Source organism: Streptomyces sp. ME02-8801-2C (assembly GCF_033793965.1).
In the GTDB taxonomy this organism is placed as follows: domain Bacteria; phylum Actinomycetota; class Actinomycetes; order Streptomycetales; family Streptomycetaceae; genus Streptomyces.
Genome location: NZ_JARAXP010000003.1, coordinates 38,764 through 51,714 on the forward strand (window position 1 = coordinate 38,764; position 12,951 = coordinate 51,714).

Genomic DNA, 12,951 nt, shown 5'->3' on the forward strand with positions numbered 1-12,951 from the left:
TGACCTCAGGTCAACGAATATACGATGGTGCGCATGCGAGGGCCAAACCGACGACAGATGTACGCGGAGCAGACCCGGGCGGACCTGGTGACGGCCGCTCGGAAGCTGTTCGTGGACAACGGGTTCGCCGAGACGTCGGTCGAGGCGATCACCGGGGCGGCGCTGGTGAGCAAGGGCACCTTCTACCACCATTTCCCGGACAAGAAGGCGATGTTCGCCGAGCTCTACACCGAGCTGCTTCAGCAGGTCGGCGTCCTGGGCGACGCGACGTGCGAAGCGATCCGTGCGGCGGCACCCGACCTGCCCGCCATGGACTCGGTGGCCGACCTCACGCACGCCTTCCTCAGGCGGACCATCGACGACCCTCTGCACCGGGAACTGATGGTTCAGGCCCCCTCGGTCCTGGGCGGGCAGTACCGGCACATCAACGACACCGTCGCCCAGCCACCGATCGAACGGCTGCTGACCGCGCTGGCCGAACGCGGTGAACTGCGACCCGAGGTGCCCATCACCACGGTCGCCCGACTGCTGCTGGCCGGCCTGTGCGAGGGCAACCAGATCATCGCCGCCGCGCCGGACAGGGAGGACGCCCTGGCCAGGACGTTCCGTGCGATCACCCTGATGATGTCGGGCCTGGTGGCGGAGGGCGGCGGCAGCCGACGCGGCTGAGCCGGCCCGGGGCGCGGCCGCCCGCGCCCGGTTTGGCCGTTCGCCTCGGCGGCCACCGCCTGCCGCTACCGCGCCGCCTCGTCCTCGATGTCCCGGACCAGGTCGATCGCCCGGCCCAGGGTGGTGAGTCTGGCGTCCAGGGTCTCGCCTGCGGGATAGAAGCGAACAGTGTCGACACCGACGTCACGCCACACGCGCAGCCGCTCGCGCACCATGTCCTCGGTTCCGATCAGCGTGGTCGCCAGCACCATCTCGTCGGTGACCAGTCCGGCCGCGCCGTCCCGGTCCCCGGCCTGCCAGCGGGTCCGGACCTCGGCGGCCACCTCGGCCCAACCCTGGCGGCTGTAGGCGTTGTTGTAGAAGTTCTTGGTCGCCGATCCCATGCCGCCGAGGCTGAAGGCCAGTTCCTTCTTGCGTCCGGCCACCATCGCGCGCAGCGCGTCCTCGTCGTCCGCGAAGGCGACCTCGGCGCCCTGGCAGATGTCCAGGTCGGACCGCTTGCGACCGGCGTCCGCCAGGCCTCGGTCCAGGTGGTCGAAGTACGCCGCCCTCGCACCCTCGGGTACGAAACTGGTGCCGAGCCAGCCGTCGGCGATCTCGCCGGTCAGGTGCAGCATCTTCGGCGAGAGGGTGGCCAGATAGACGGGGATGTCGTGCTCGGCACGCATGGACAGGCGCATGGGTCTGGCGTCGCCGCCCGGCAGCGGGATTTGGAACTCGCGCCCGGCATGGGCGACCTTCTCCCCCGAGGCGGCCTGTCGCACGATCTCGACGGTCTCGCGCATCCGGGACAACGGGCGGTCGAACGGCACGCCGTGCAGCCCTTCGATCACCTGCGGGCCTGAAGGTCCCAGCCCCAGGAGGAAGCGCCCCTCGGAGATCTGCGACAGCGTGATCGCGGCGCGGGCGATGGCCATCGGAGTGCGCGTGCCGAGCTGGATGATTCCTGAGCCGAGAAGCATGCGCTCGGTCCTCGCGGCGAGATAGCCCAACGGCGAGGGCGCCTCGGAGCCCCACGCCTCCGCCACCCAGCAGATGTCCAGTCCGAGCCGCTCCGCCTCGGTGACGTAGTCGACGATCTCCCGCCAGTCGCCACCGGAGGCCTCGATCGTGGTGGAAGTACGCATCACAGGCTCGCCTCGCCCGGGGTCCGGTCGCTCTCGGCCAGCTTCTTGAGCCCTTCGAGGGTGATGGTCATATTGGCCTCGAACTCCCGCATGCGCACGAAGACGATCTTCTGTTCCTTCTCCGGCATGCGGTCGATGGCGAAGGAGAGACCCGAACGGCCCGGTCCCATCTGCATCCACTCCCGCAGCAGAGTGCCCCCGTCCTGCGGCTCCAGCGTGAACCGCCAGATCGCCGTCGGGTGCTGGGGATCCTCGACCGCCCAGGCGAGTCTCCTCGGCGGCTCGTACTCGACGATGTGGGACGTGGTCGACCACTCCCCGAACGCGTCGTGCTTGCTCCGGCCGACGAATCGGGCCCCGAGGGCAGGGCCGCTGCCGCCGTCCAGCCATTCGACCGACCGCAGCTCGGAGCTCATGCGCGGCATCAGCTCGATGTCGGACACCAGCTTCCACACCTCGGCCGGCGCGGCGGCGATCCAGGTGTGGACCTCGGCCGTCGGCGTGTCCGCGTAGCGCGCGCCCGTCCACTCCATGATTTCACCGCTCCCAGTCCGTGAAGAACAACCGCCTGAGCATCTGAGCAGTAAAGTTGCGTAGATGGACTCACCTGTCAAGGGTGCCCGCGACTGCCCGGGGCAACCGGATCAGCCCGCGAACCGCTCCCGTACATCCGCCCGTTGGGCCAGATGGGGCGGATAGCCGGGGCCCATGACGGAACGGGTGTTGTCCGCATCCATGGGTTCGCCGCAGGCGGCGCACACCACCTCGGCATGGGTCTCCTGACCGCACACCTCGTGACGCGTCGCCACCGGCGGACCCGCTTCGCCGGCCAGCCAGCGGTCTCCCCAGCGGTTCATCACCAGGAGCACGCCGTAGAAGTCGCGGCCCTTCTCGGTGAGCAGGTAGTCGTAGCGAACCGGCTCCGTCTGGTACGGCCGCTTCTCCAGCAGCCCTTCCTCCACCAGCCGACGCAGCCGGTCCGTCAGTGTGTTGCGGGCGATCCCCAGCGACTCCTGGAACGCGTCGAACCGCCGGATCCCGTAGAACGCCTCTCGCAGTACCAGCGGCGTCCACCAGTCCCCGAGCAGGTCCATGGTCCGCGCGATCGAGCAGGGCCACTGCGCAAAGGATGTCCGTCTCATGGCAGGAAAGCATAGGTTCGCCGGGTCGAGAGACCCAGCGGACGGTATGGGACAACAGGCAGTGCGCGGACTCTTGTGCTCGCTCTATAACGAAGTTATGTTGCGGCCATGAAACGTGACCTGCTGGGCAGAAAACTGGTTGTCACCGGAGCGGCACGCGGCATCGGCGAGAAGGTGGCCCGACTGGCCGCGGCCCGAGGTGCTGTCGTGACTGTCATAGTCCTCGAACCCGATCGGCTGCGCTCCCTCGCCAAGGACCTGGGCCCCACCGCCGCGTGGCGCGAGGCCGACGTACGCGACGGCGCCGCTCTACGGACGGCGATCGACGAGGCAGCCGACATCATGGGCGGTATCGACCTCGTCGTCGCCAACGCCGGTGTCGTGGCGTACGGGACGGTACGGCAGACCGACGAGGCGGCGTTCGAACGGGTCATGGACGTCAACCTGAACGGCGTCTTCCGCACCCTGAAGTACGCGACACCCCACCTTGAGCGCAGCCGGGGCCACGTGCTGGTCGTGGCGTCCGCGCTGTCGTTCACACCGCTGGCCGCGATGGCCTCGTACGGCGCGAGCAAGGCCGCGGCCGAGCTGCTCACCCTGACCTACCGCCAGGAGGTGGCACACCTCGGGATCACGGCCGGCCTCGTACACCCTTCCTGGATCAACACGGATCTCGTCCGGGGTGCCGAGGCGGACCTTCCCTCCTTCGCGGAGCTGCGCCGACGGCTGCCCTATCCGGGCAACGTGACCACGAGCGCCGACCGGGCGGCTGCCGCGATCGTCGACGGGCTCGTGCGCCGACGCAGCCGCGTGTACGTCCCGCGTGCGGTCGTCGTGGCCAACTGGGCCAAGGCGGCGCTCAATTCACCGTTGGCCTGGCCCTGGACGAGGCGCTTCGCGGCCCGCGCGGTTCCGCCGCTCGAGTGGGAGGTGACGGCCTTGGGGAGGCATGGCCAACTCACACCGGGGACCAACACCCCGGCCACGGAGCCCAACTCGCCCCAGCCGCGCACCAGGTAGCACCCAACCGCCCGTCCTCTCACCCGCCTTGGACGATCGAGTCGTACAGGCGCATACCGGCCTCGTGCGAGACCTCGGCTCGTCCCCGTTCGTCACCCAGCCCAACTGCGAAGTTGACGCCCATGGTCCGGAGCACCTGCGCAACGGCGTCGTCGAACTCGAGGAAATGGTCCGCGAGTTCAAGGGTGACGTAACCGTGTACGAAGCTCCACAGCTGGGCGGCGACGACCTCGGCTTCCTGCCTCTGGACCCGGCCGGAGTCCATGAGCCGTTCACACGCCGCGACGACATGGGCATAGGCGTCCCGGAAGGCCGGGGAACGCCCACTCAGGCGAAGGTCCGTATCCGACACAGGCCGATAGGTCGCCCTTGTGGACAGTCCGAACATCAGGTCGTAGAGGTGCGGGTTCTCGCGGGCCAGCCGACGAGAGGTCAGGGCCATGACGAAGAGATCGGCGACCGGGTCCTCCGTCACCGGCACCTGGGCGAACGCCCGGCCGAGTTCCTTGAATCCATGGTCGGCGACCGCGCTCATCAGTTCCGGGATCCCGCCGAAGTGGCTGTAGACCACCATCGTCGACAGTCCGCTCGCGGACGCCACCGTCCGCACCTTCAGGGCCGACGGCCCCTGCTCGGCCAGCAGACCGACGGCCGCCCGCACAAGTCGTTCCGGCGCGTCATCGACTCTTGTCCGCCCTGCCATGTCTCGTACGCCTCCACCGTTGACACGCCGGTAATAACTTGGTTATCTAACTCTTCACGGCAATAGTACACATCGCAGGTGACGTGTACTCCCGGATGCGCGCGTCCGTCCTCGGACCCGTCATCACGCGCCGGACCAGTCTCTCGCCGCCGGTGCGGACAGAGCCCATCGGGGCGCACCCGGCCCCAGCACCGCGACGCGTCACGCGTTCGCGACTCTCCCCTCGCATTTCCCACCCCATGAACTCAGCACGGGAGCAGAATTCATGACGTACAAAGACAAGGGCCAACTGGAGATCGAAGATCGCGGGGCCGTCCTGGTGGTCCGGATCGACGGGGGCCCGCATCAGGTGTTCGGCCTCGATCTCGCCCATCAGCTGGACAGACTGGTCACCCGTGTCGACCGCGATCCGAAGATCCGCGCCGTCGTCTTCACCGGGGCGCACCCCGAGCGGTTCGTCAGCCATGCCGCGGTGCGATGGCTGCAGGAAGAGGGCGCCGCGAGCCCCACGGTCGGGCGACGCGGTGCCGCCGCCGTCGTCCGCCTGGCGAAGTATGTGGACGGGTCCCGCCTCCTCGGGCCTCTGATGCGCAGGACTCCGATGCGGGGCGCCCTCCAGCTCGAGCGTCTGCACACGATCTTCCTCCGGATGAACGCCAGCGGTGTGCTCTTCGTCGCCGCCCTCAACGGTTCGGCTCTCGGCCTCGGTGCCGAGTTCGCCTGGGCGTGCGATCTGCGGGTCATGGCCGACGGGGACTACTTCATCGGCCAGCCGGAAATCCTCCTCGGCATCATCCCGGGGGGAGGCGGCACCCAGCGGCTGACCCGCCTGATCGGCACGCACCGGTCCCTGGCCGCGATCCTCGAAGGCAAGCCGTTCACGCCTGCGGAGGCTCTGGCCAACGGGGCGGTCGACGAGGTCGTCGCGCAGGACAAGGTGCTCGAGCAGGCGGTGGAACTCGCGGAACGCTTCGACAAGCGGGCGAAGGGGTCGGTCGCGGCCGCCAAGAGGTCGGTGTACTTCGGCGGCTCCAGGTCACTGGAGGACGGCCTGCACATCGAACGCGCCGAGTTCTTCGTGCGGATCATGTCGAAGGAGGGTCAGGCTCTGATGCAGGACTACATGGAGACGACGGACGCCACGGGCGAACTCCCGCTCTACGAACCCGACACCTACGCGCGGTCACTCGCGTCGGGGAGCGTGCCCGGCCGCCGCTCGGCGAACGGACGGTGAACCCGATGACCACTCCCCCGCCCTTCACCCGTCAGGACATCACCTTCACCTCCGGCGACAGCAACTGTGCCGGATGGCTCTACCTCCCCACCGGCGTCACCTCCCCGCCCGTCGTCATCCTCGGCCACGGTCTCGGCGCTATCCGCGAGATGCGCCTGGACGCCTTCGCCGAACGTTTCGCACAAGCCGGCATAGCCGCCGTCGCCTTCACCTACCGGCACTTCGGCGACAGCGGCGGCCACCCCCGCCAGCTCCTGTCGATCAAGCGTCAGCTCGCCGACTGGGATGCCGCCCTCGACTATGTCAAGGCCCGCCCCGACCTCGACCGCACCCGCGTCGCCGTGTGGGGCAGCTCCTTCGGCGGCGGCCACGCCATCACCGTCGCCTCCCGCCATCCGGAACTGAGCGCGGCCGTGGCCCAGTGCCCGTTCACCGACGGTCTCGCCTCCGCGGTCGCGCTCGGTCCGCTCGCCTCGCTCAGGATGATGCCCTTGGTCGCCCGGGATCTGGCCGCCGGGGTGCGCGGCAAGGCGCCCGCGCTGGTTCCCATCGCCGCCGCCCCCGGCTCGCCGGCCCTCATGAACGCCCCGGACGCCCTGCCCGGATACCAGGCGCTGCAGCCGCCCGGGACGACATTCCGCAACGAGGTGGCGGCGCGGGTGATCCCGACCATCGCGCGCTACAGGCCCGGACGTGCGGCGAAAAAGGTCGCCATGCCGATCCTGTTCTGCGTCAGCGACACCGACTCGGTCACGCCCCCCGCCCAGACCCTCCGGTACGCGGCCACCGCTCCCAAGGGGGAGATCAAGCGATACGACGCCGGTCACTTCGACTTCTACACCGGCGAGACCTTCGAGACGCTGGTACGGGACCAGATCGAGTTCCTCGTCCGTCAACTGCGCCCGGCTCCAGCCGTGTCGACTCCTTGACTCCTCACTACTCGACTCCCTGCTACTCGACTCCCTGACCTCTTGCCTTCTTGACTCCTTGCGGGATCGCAGCACCCCGAGACAGGTACGCCTCGCCATGAACTTCGCTTCTCTGCCCGACCGCCGCGCCGAGTTCGACCCCCATGGGGCCGCGGTCTCGGACAGGCACCAGTCCCTCACCAACGCGCAGTTGCTGAGCCGCGTCCGGACGACGGCTCGTCAGCTGCACGGCCTCGGAATCGGTCCCGGTGACGTCGTCGCCCTCAAGCTGACCAACCGCGTCGAGTTCGTACTCCTGCTGTTCGCCGCCTGGCGGCTCGGCGCCACCATCACCCCCGTCAACCCGAGCATGACCGACTTCGAAGTGGTCCGGCAGCTCAAGGACTCCGGTGCGCGCCTGCTGGTGGTCGAGGACGGTGCGGCCGTCGCGCCGGACGGCGTAGCCCTGCTCGCCGCCGGCGACCTGCACGAGGAGGCGGCGGGGTCGGATCAGCCGCCGTACACGGACTCGTCCGCGCCGGCCCTCCTCATCTACACCAGCGGCACCACCGGTGCGCCCAAGGGCGTGATGCTCGACCACGTCAACATCGACGCCATGGCGGAGATGGGGCGCCGGTCGCTGAGCGTCGGCCCGACCGACCGATGCCTGCTGATCCTGCCGCTCTTCCACGTCAACGGCATCGTGGTCAGCATCCTCGTACCGCTGCTGGCCGGCGCGAGCGTCGTCATCGCCGACCGGTTCAGTCCCCAGACGTTCTTCGACATGGTCGAGCGCGAACGCCCCACCTTCTTCAGTGCCGTGCCGACGATCTACGGCATGCTCGCGGCGCTCCCGGACGAGGTCGCCCCCGACACCTCGTCCCTGCGCTTCGGGGTCTGCGGCGCGGCGCCCGCCTCCGCCGAACTGCTGACCCGGTTCGAGACCCGGTACGGGTTCCCGCTCGTCGAGGGGTACGGCCTGTCCGAAGGAACCTGCGGCTCCACCATCAACCCCGTCGACGGTCCTCGACGCGCCGGAACCGTGGGGCTCCCCTTCCCCGGCCAGGAGATCCGGATCGTCGACGCCGAAGGTCGCGAGGTGGCACCCGGCGGTGACGGTGAGGTCCTCGTACGGGGGGCCAATGTCATGCGTGGCTATCTGGGGCGTCCCGAGGAAACGGCGAAGGTCATCGTCGACGGCTGGCTGCACACGGGCGATGTCGGCCACCTCGACGCCGACGGCTATCTGACCCTGGTCGGGCGTTCGAAGGACATGATCATCCGGGGTGGGGAGAACATCTACCCCAAGGAGATCGAGGACGTTCTGGTGGGCGACCCGTCAGTGCTCGAGGCCGCCGTGATCGGCGTACCCGACGAGAAGTGGGGCGAGGTGGTCGTCGCCTACGTCCAGCCGCGACCGGGCGTGAGCGTCGACGCGGCGGCGCTGGAAGTCCTCTGCGCGCGCAGCCTCACCGGCTACAAGCGCCCGACCACGTTCTTCGTGGTGGACGCCATCCCGAAGAACGCGGTCGGCAAGATCGACAAGACCTCGTTGCGGGCCAACCACGCCGCATAGGTCTGGGGTTCGGGTCGGCGCGAGCCGCCGACCAGCCGGGATTCCTCGGTGTCGATGCCGCCCGCGGTGCGAACGGCTTGGAAATCACGGTGTCGTACTGTTCTCGCTCCACGCGGCCGGGGCGGAGCTGCCTACGGGTTTGCCCGCCCGGCCGAGGGTGTCTGTGCGTCCCCCCGGCCGGGCGGCGGCTGCTCACGTCGGCCGGCGCCGCGCTCGGCTCACTCGGCGGGCCGCAGACGAAAGGCGGGGCCGGGGATGCTCTCGATGTCCTCCGGCTGTACGACGTGACCCTGGTCGCAGCGGATCTGGGCGTCGACGTGCGCGCCGCAGCCACGGTGCCGGGACAGCATGGCCGGACCCTCGGGGTCGGCTCGGTAGCGGTCGCCCCACTGCAGGAGCCCCATCACGGCCGGGACCAGGTCCTGACCCTTGGGTGTGATCACGTACTTCGGCCGACTGCGCGAGCCCGGCTCCTTGTAGGTCTCGGTGGCCAGGATGCCTTCCTCGACGAGCATCTTGAGCCGGGCCGCGAGAAGGTTGCGAGGACAGCCCAGGACCCGTTCGAAGTCACCGAAGCGGGAGGAGCCGTACCAGACCTCGCGCAGGATCAGGATCGTCCACTTCTCACCCACGACCTCAAGGGTCCGGGCGATCGAGCAGTTCGACGTGTCACGGTCGAGACGGGGGTCCCGGCCGGCGTCCTGAAGGGTTTCGGTCCGTGCATCCATGCAGTGATACTAACCTCTCCTGAGTTTACTTTTCCATACTCAGCAAGTAGCGTCGCGGCCAGCACCTCAAACCCCGAGACCCGCACACCGGAAGGCGGCCGTCATGAAGGCATTCGTCGTCGAGAAGTACGGCAAGGACGGCGTCCGCGCCGCAGACGTACCCGAGCCCACCGTCGGAGACCGCGACGTCCTGGTCAGAGTGAGCGCCGCGAGCATCAACCCGCTGGACAAGATGGTCCGCAACGGGGAGTTCAAGCAGATCCTGAAGTACAAGACCCCGTTCGCCCTCGGCCACGACGTGGCCGGCGTCGTGACGAGGGTCGGTTCCGCCGTACACGGTTTCAAGGTCGGTGACGAGGTCTACGCCCGTCCGCGCGACCTGCGGATCGGAAGCTTCGCGGAGTTCATCGCGATCGACGTCGACGATGTCGCCCCCAAGCCGGCGTCCCTCACCCTCGAAGAGGCCGCCGCCGTGCCGCTGGTGGCCCTGGCCGCCTGGCAGGTCCTCGTCGAGCGCGCGCACGTGAAGCCGGGGCAGAAGGTGCTCGTCCACGCCGGTGCCGGCGGCCTCGGGTCGACGGTCATCCAGCTCGCCAAGCACCTGGGCGCCACGGTGGCGACGACCACCAACACCGCGACCGAGGAACTGGTCAAGAACCTCGGCGCCGACCTCGTCATCGACTACACCAAGGAAGACTTCTCCAAGGTGCTCTCCGGCTACGACCTGGTGCTGGACGCCGTGGGCGGGACGAACCTGGAGAAGTCGCTGACCGTGCTGAAGCCCGGAGGCCTGGCCGTCAGCGTCGTCGGCCCGCCGGACGCCGGTTTCGCCAAGCAGGTCGGCGCCCCCTCCGTGCTGAACCTGGTGATGAACACCCTCAGCCGCAAGATCCGCAAGCAGGCCAGGGCGCTGGGCGTGCGCTACGAATTCTTCTTCATGGAGGCCAACGGCTCCCAGCTGCGTAAACTGGGCGCCCTCTACGACAGCGGGAAGCTCCGCCCGGTCATCGACAGCACCTTCCCGTTCGACCAGACGCTCGAAGCGATGGCGCATGTCGAGCAGGGCCGCACCAAGGCAGGCAAGGTCGTGGTCTCGATGGCGCTCGACAACGACTGAGCCGCATCGGCGCCCCCACCGCCCGGCCGACCGTGCTGGTCGGCTTCGACCTGAACCGCGCGGCGGAGGCAGGCCGGAATTCCAACCGAATACGCGGCTTGCTCGCCCGGTTCCGCCTCAGCCCGCAGCGCGTCCCACGCCTGCGCCACCGTGCCATGCCCTGGCCTCTGGAACGCCGCGGATCTCCGGCCGCCGTGCGCAATGCCGGACGCCTCAGAATCGTCGAGGTGATCCACCGAAGGCCCCGACATGGCCCAACTGCCGTACGAGTTGCGCCGCGAGGAGTACGAACTGATCCTGGACGACGTACGGCATCTGATCGCACCGGAGTTGGGCCGGTGCCCCACCTCGCTGACAGCGGAGCGGTCGCTTCGACAGTCCCGCTGTGCACCTTGAGGTGCACTCCCGGGAACCGTTCGCCGCCGGCCACCACTTCGCCGGCCCGGGTGCCTACGAGATGATCACCGCCACCGCCCAGCATCACCTCGGGCATACGGCCCCACCCCGTCTCCCCCGCTCGACAGGCCACGGGGCTCCCGGCCGCCGTACGGACATGCTCAGGCCGGCAGTGTCCCTCCCGCGAGCGACGTCCCTTGCCAGTGGGGTGTGCGGTCCTTGTCGACCAGGGCCGCCCGGACGCCCTCCAGGAAGTCCGGCGTACGGATGGTCGTGCGGGTCAGGGCCAGTTCGGCGGCCAGGCACTCGCGCAAGCTGCGCTGCCTACCGCGGGCCAGCAGGGCGTGGGTGATCTCCAGGCTCTGGGGCGAGGCAGCCTCCAGATCCGCCAACGCGCCTGCCGCCCAAGGGGTGTCGAGGTGGCGCAGACGTTTCTCGATCTCACCGAGGGTCGGCGCGCCGAACACCTGGTCCACCTCCGCGCGTACCGCCGCCAGCCCGCTCTCCGCCACCGGGGAACGGTCGGCGAGCCGGTTCAGGACGACGTCCACCGGGTCGTCGGGGTGGTCGGCCAGGGCGTCCGCGACCGCGTCGAGCGTGTCCGCGGGGACGAAGTGCGTGGCCAGCCCCGTGTACAGGGCGTCGGCCGCATCGATGCGGTGCCCGGTCAGCCCCAGGTACATGCCGATCGCACCCGGCAGCCTCGGCAGGAAGTAGCTGGCCCCGATGTCCGGGAAGAACCCGATGCCGGTCTCGGGCATCGCCAGCACCGCGCGTTCGGTGACGACACGGAAGCTCCCGTGGACGGACAGACCGAGACCGCCGCCCATGCACAGGCCGTCGATGAGTGACACGACCGGCGCGGAGTACTCGGCGATCCGGGCGTTGAGCCGGTACTCGGTGGCGAAGAACCGTTCACTCGCCTCGGCATCCCCGGCGAGGCTGTGCTCGCGGATCGTGCGGATGTCCCCACCCGCGCAGAACGCCTTCGCGCTGGTACTGGCGAGCACCACCGCGGACAACGGAGTGTGCTGCCACGCGGCGAGCACACGGTCGATCTCGGCGACCATGCCCGTCGTCAGGGCGTTGAGCGCCTTGGGCCGGTTCAGCAGAATGCGGCCGACACCTCGTCGGACGTCGGTGAGGATCTCGTCCGCGGCGGAATCAGTCATGGGTCGTCATCTCGTCGTACGCGTGGACGGTCATCGTGGGCACCTCGAGATCCTCGCACAGGGCGCGGAACGCCTCGCCGCCTCGCCGTCTCACCGGCGATCCCGGCCACGTCTGAGTTTACTTTTCTATACTCAGTCAGTAGCGTCATGACCAGCACACAGACCCGGCTGCCGCGGGGACCCCGCACGGCGCCCGTCCGAGAAGGAGCATCACCATGGGAATCAGCCCAGAGGCACACGAGTTCGCGGAGTTTCTCGCGAGTGTGAGCGCGAAGACGTCGACACCGGGCCTCGACCTGGCCGTCATCCGTGACATCATCGACTCGAGCCACAAGGCGTCGACCGAGCCGGAAGGCGTCACCTACGCCGAGGTCGACGCGAACGGCGTCCCCGCGCTGTGGGCCATCCCCGAGGGCGCCGATCCCGACCGCGCGCTGCTGCACTTCCACTTCGGCGGGTCCGTCGCGGCCTCCATGCACTCCGACCGCAAGGCCGCGGGCCACATCGCGAAGGCGGCCGGCGCCCGCTCGCTGGTCGTGGACTTCCGCCTGGCGCCCGAACACCCGTACCCGGCACAGCTCGACGACGCCGAGACCGCCTACCGTTGGCTGCTCTCCCAGGGCTACGAGCCGCGGAACATCGGCAGCACCGGCCACTCGATCGGCGGCACCCTCGCGGTGATGCTGCCGCTGCGCCTGCTCGCCAAGGGCGAGGCCACGCCCGGCGCGATCGTCAGCGTCTCCCCCTGGAGCGACCTCACCATGCAGAACCCGGCAGTGGACGCCAACGAGACGAACGACAAGATGCTCAGCAGGGGGTCCCTGGAGTTCTTCCGCCAAGCCTGGCTGCAGGATCCCGCCGTGGACTTCTCCGACCCGCAGATCAGCCTCGTGCACGCCGACCTGACCGGCCTGCCGCCCACGCTCGTTCACTACGGTGAGTACGAGACCCTCGCCGACGACGGCGCCCAGCTCGGCCGCCGCCTCGCGGACTTCAAGGTCACCACCGAGACCCACGCGATGCCCGAAGGGCAGCATTCGTTCATCATGGGCGCCGGACGCGTACCCGAGGTGGACCAGGCCATCGGGCAGATGGGCGACTGGCTCCGCAAGCACCTCGGCGCGTGAGCGGAAGCAGCGCCTGACGGCGGGGGCCGGCC

General features: G+C 69.1%; 14 protein-coding genes. 8 read left to right on the plus strand and 6 right to left on the minus strand.

Annotation, left to right across the window (positions count from 1 at the left end; genetic code table 11):
• Nucleotides 1-33: 33 nt before the first annotated feature.
• Entirely contained in the window at nucleotides 34-669 is a 636-nt protein-coding gene (locus PV396_RS09285; RefSeq protein WP_319202412.1) for a helix-turn-helix domain-containing protein, read from the plus strand.
• A 65-nt stretch (nucleotides 670-734) separates the two neighbouring features.
• Here the strand turns inward: PV396_RS09285 and PV396_RS09290 are convergent, their stop codons facing one another.
• The 3 genes from PV396_RS09290 to PV396_RS09300 form a co-directional block, all read right to left on the minus strand.
• Nucleotides 735-1,796 (minus strand): LLM class flavin-dependent oxidoreductase, encoded by a 1,062-nt coding sequence (locus PV396_RS09290; RefSeq protein WP_319202414.1) that lies wholly within the window; start codon nucleotides 1,794-1,796, stop codon nucleotides 735-737.
• Nucleotides 1,796-2,329, minus strand: a complete 534-nt coding sequence (locus PV396_RS09295) for an SRPBCC family protein (RefSeq protein WP_319202416.1) — start codon at nucleotides 2,327-2,329, stop codon at nucleotides 1,796-1,798. The genes PV396_RS09290 and PV396_RS09295 overlap by 1 nt, the downstream gene beginning before the upstream one ends.
• A gap of 111 nt (nucleotides 2,330-2,440) precedes the next feature.
• On the minus strand, nucleotides 2,441-2,938 hold the full coding sequence (locus tag PV396_RS09300; RefSeq protein WP_319202418.1) for a helix-turn-helix domain-containing protein: 498 nt from the start codon (nucleotides 2,936-2,938) through the stop codon (nucleotides 2,441-2,443).
• 108 nt (nucleotides 2,939-3,046) lie between these two features.
• On the opposite strand from PV396_RS09300, the gene PV396_RS09305 reads away from it, so the two are divergent.
• Nucleotides 3,047-3,958: a short-chain dehydrogenase/reductase gene (locus tag PV396_RS09305; protein WP_319202420.1), complete on the plus strand. Its 912-nt coding sequence runs from the start codon at nucleotides 3,047-3,049 to the stop codon at nucleotides 3,956-3,958.
• A gap of 19 nt (nucleotides 3,959-3,977) precedes the next feature.
• Here the strand turns inward: PV396_RS09305 and PV396_RS09310 are convergent, their stop codons facing one another.
• Nucleotides 3,978-4,661, minus strand: coding sequence for a TetR/AcrR family transcriptional regulator (locus PV396_RS09310; RefSeq protein ID WP_319202422.1), 684 nt, complete (start codon nucleotides 4,659-4,661; stop codon nucleotides 3,978-3,980).
• Between the two features lie 265 nt (nucleotides 4,662-4,926).
• On the opposite strand from PV396_RS09310, the gene PV396_RS09315 reads away from it, so the two are divergent.
• The 3 genes from PV396_RS09315 to PV396_RS09325 all read left to right on the plus strand — a co-directional run bounded on the left by PV396_RS09315 (nucleotide 4,927) and on the right by PV396_RS09325 (nucleotide 8,379).
• Nucleotides 4,927-5,895, plus strand: a complete 969-nt coding sequence (locus PV396_RS09315; RefSeq protein WP_319202425.1) for an enoyl-CoA hydratase/isomerase family protein — start codon at nucleotides 4,927-4,929, stop codon at nucleotides 5,893-5,895.
• A gap of 5 nt (nucleotides 5,896-5,900) precedes the next feature.
• Nucleotides 5,901-6,824 carry an alpha/beta hydrolase gene (locus tag PV396_RS09320; protein WP_319202427.1) on the plus strand — a complete coding sequence of 308 codons (924 nt, stop codon included), beginning with the start codon at nucleotides 5,901-5,903 and terminating at the stop codon, nucleotides 6,822-6,824.
• 97 nt (nucleotides 6,825-6,921) lie between these two features.
• Nucleotides 6,922-8,379, plus strand: coding sequence for a class I adenylate-forming enzyme family protein (locus PV396_RS09325; RefSeq protein WP_319202429.1), 1,458 nt, complete (start codon nucleotides 6,922-6,924; stop codon nucleotides 8,377-8,379).
• Nucleotides 8,380-8,597: 218 nt separating this feature from the next.
• Here the strand turns inward: PV396_RS09325 and PV396_RS09330 are convergent, their stop codons facing one another.
• On the minus strand, nucleotides 8,598-9,107 hold the full coding sequence (locus PV396_RS09330; protein WP_319202431.1) for a helix-turn-helix domain-containing protein: 510 nt from the start codon (nucleotides 9,105-9,107) through the stop codon (nucleotides 8,598-8,600).
• A 103-nt stretch (nucleotides 9,108-9,210) separates the two neighbouring features.
• Here PV396_RS09330 and PV396_RS09335 point away from each other — a divergent pair, with 103 nt between their 5' ends.
• Together PV396_RS09335 and PV396_RS09345 are read left to right on the plus strand one after the other, a co-directional pair.
• Entirely contained in the window at nucleotides 9,211-10,224 is a 1,014-nt protein-coding gene (locus PV396_RS09335) for an NADP-dependent oxidoreductase (protein WP_319202433.1), read from the plus strand.
• A gap of 249 nt (nucleotides 10,225-10,473) precedes the next feature.
• Nucleotides 10,474-10,620 (plus strand): hypothetical protein, encoded by a 147-nt coding sequence (locus PV396_RS09345; protein WP_319202435.1) that lies wholly within the window; start codon nucleotides 10,474-10,476, stop codon nucleotides 10,618-10,620.
• A 161-nt stretch (nucleotides 10,621-10,781) separates the two neighbouring features.
• Here the strand turns inward: PV396_RS09345 and PV396_RS09350 are convergent, their stop codons facing one another.
• Nucleotides 10,782-11,792, minus strand: a complete 1,011-nt coding sequence (locus PV396_RS09350) for an enoyl-CoA hydratase/isomerase family protein (RefSeq protein ID WP_319202437.1) — start codon at nucleotides 11,790-11,792, stop codon at nucleotides 10,782-10,784.
• Nucleotides 11,793-12,007: 215 nt separating this feature from the next.
• Here PV396_RS09350 and PV396_RS09355 point away from each other — a divergent pair, with 215 nt between their 5' ends.
• A complete protein-coding gene (locus PV396_RS09355; RefSeq protein ID WP_319202439.1) occupies nucleotides 12,008-12,919 on the plus strand; it encodes an alpha/beta hydrolase in 912 nt (303 codons plus the stop codon).
• Nucleotides 12,920-12,951: the final 32 nt, after the last annotated feature.

Bases quoted from the DNA above. Each gene is read 5' to 3' on its own strand.
- PV396_RS09300 (WP_319202418.1), bottom strand. From the start codon at position 2,938: ATGAGACGGACATCCTTTGCGCAGTGGCCCTGCTCGATCGCGCGGACC.
- PV396_RS09285 (WP_319202412.1), top strand. From the start codon at position 34: ATGCGAGGGCCAAACCGACGACAGATGTACGCGGAGCAGACCCGGGCG.
- PV396_RS09330 (WP_319202431.1), bottom strand. From the start codon at position 9,107: ATGGATGCACGGACCGAAACCCTTCAGGACGCCGGCCGGGACCCCCGT.
- PV396_RS09305 (WP_319202420.1), top strand. From the start codon at position 3,047: ATGAAACGTGACCTGCTGGGCAGAAAACTGGTTGTCACCGGAGCGGCA.
- PV396_RS09295 (WP_319202416.1), bottom strand. From the start codon at position 2,329: ATGGAGTGGACGGGCGCGCGCTACGCGGACACGCCGACGGCCGAGGTC.
- PV396_RS09335 (WP_319202433.1), top strand. From the start codon at position 9,211: ATGAAGGCATTCGTCGTCGAGAAGTACGGCAAGGACGGCGTCCGCGCC.
- PV396_RS09350 (WP_319202437.1), bottom strand. From the start codon at position 11,792: ATGACTGATTCCGCCGCGGACGAGATCCTCACCGACGTCCGACGAGGT.
- PV396_RS09345 (WP_319202435.1), top strand. From the start codon at position 10,474: ATGGCCCAACTGCCGTACGAGTTGCGCCGCGAGGAGTACGAACTGATC.
- PV396_RS09325 (WP_319202429.1), top strand. From the start codon at position 6,922: ATGAACTTCGCTTCTCTGCCCGACCGCCGCGCCGAGTTCGACCCCCAT.
- PV396_RS09290 (WP_319202414.1), bottom strand. From the start codon at position 1,796: ATGCGTACTTCCACCACGATCGAGGCCTCCGGTGGCGACTGGCGGGAG.
- PV396_RS09315 (WP_319202425.1), top strand. From the start codon at position 4,927: ATGACGTACAAAGACAAGGGCCAACTGGAGATCGAAGATCGCGGGGCC.
- PV396_RS09320 (WP_319202427.1), top strand. From the start codon at position 5,901: ATGACCACTCCCCCGCCCTTCACCCGTCAGGACATCACCTTCACCTCC.
- PV396_RS09310 (WP_319202422.1), bottom strand. From the start codon at position 4,661: ATGGCAGGGCGGACAAGAGTCGATGACGCGCCGGAACGACTTGTGCGG.
- PV396_RS09355 (WP_319202439.1), top strand. From the start codon at position 12,008: ATGGGAATCAGCCCAGAGGCACACGAGTTCGCGGAGTTTCTCGCGAGT.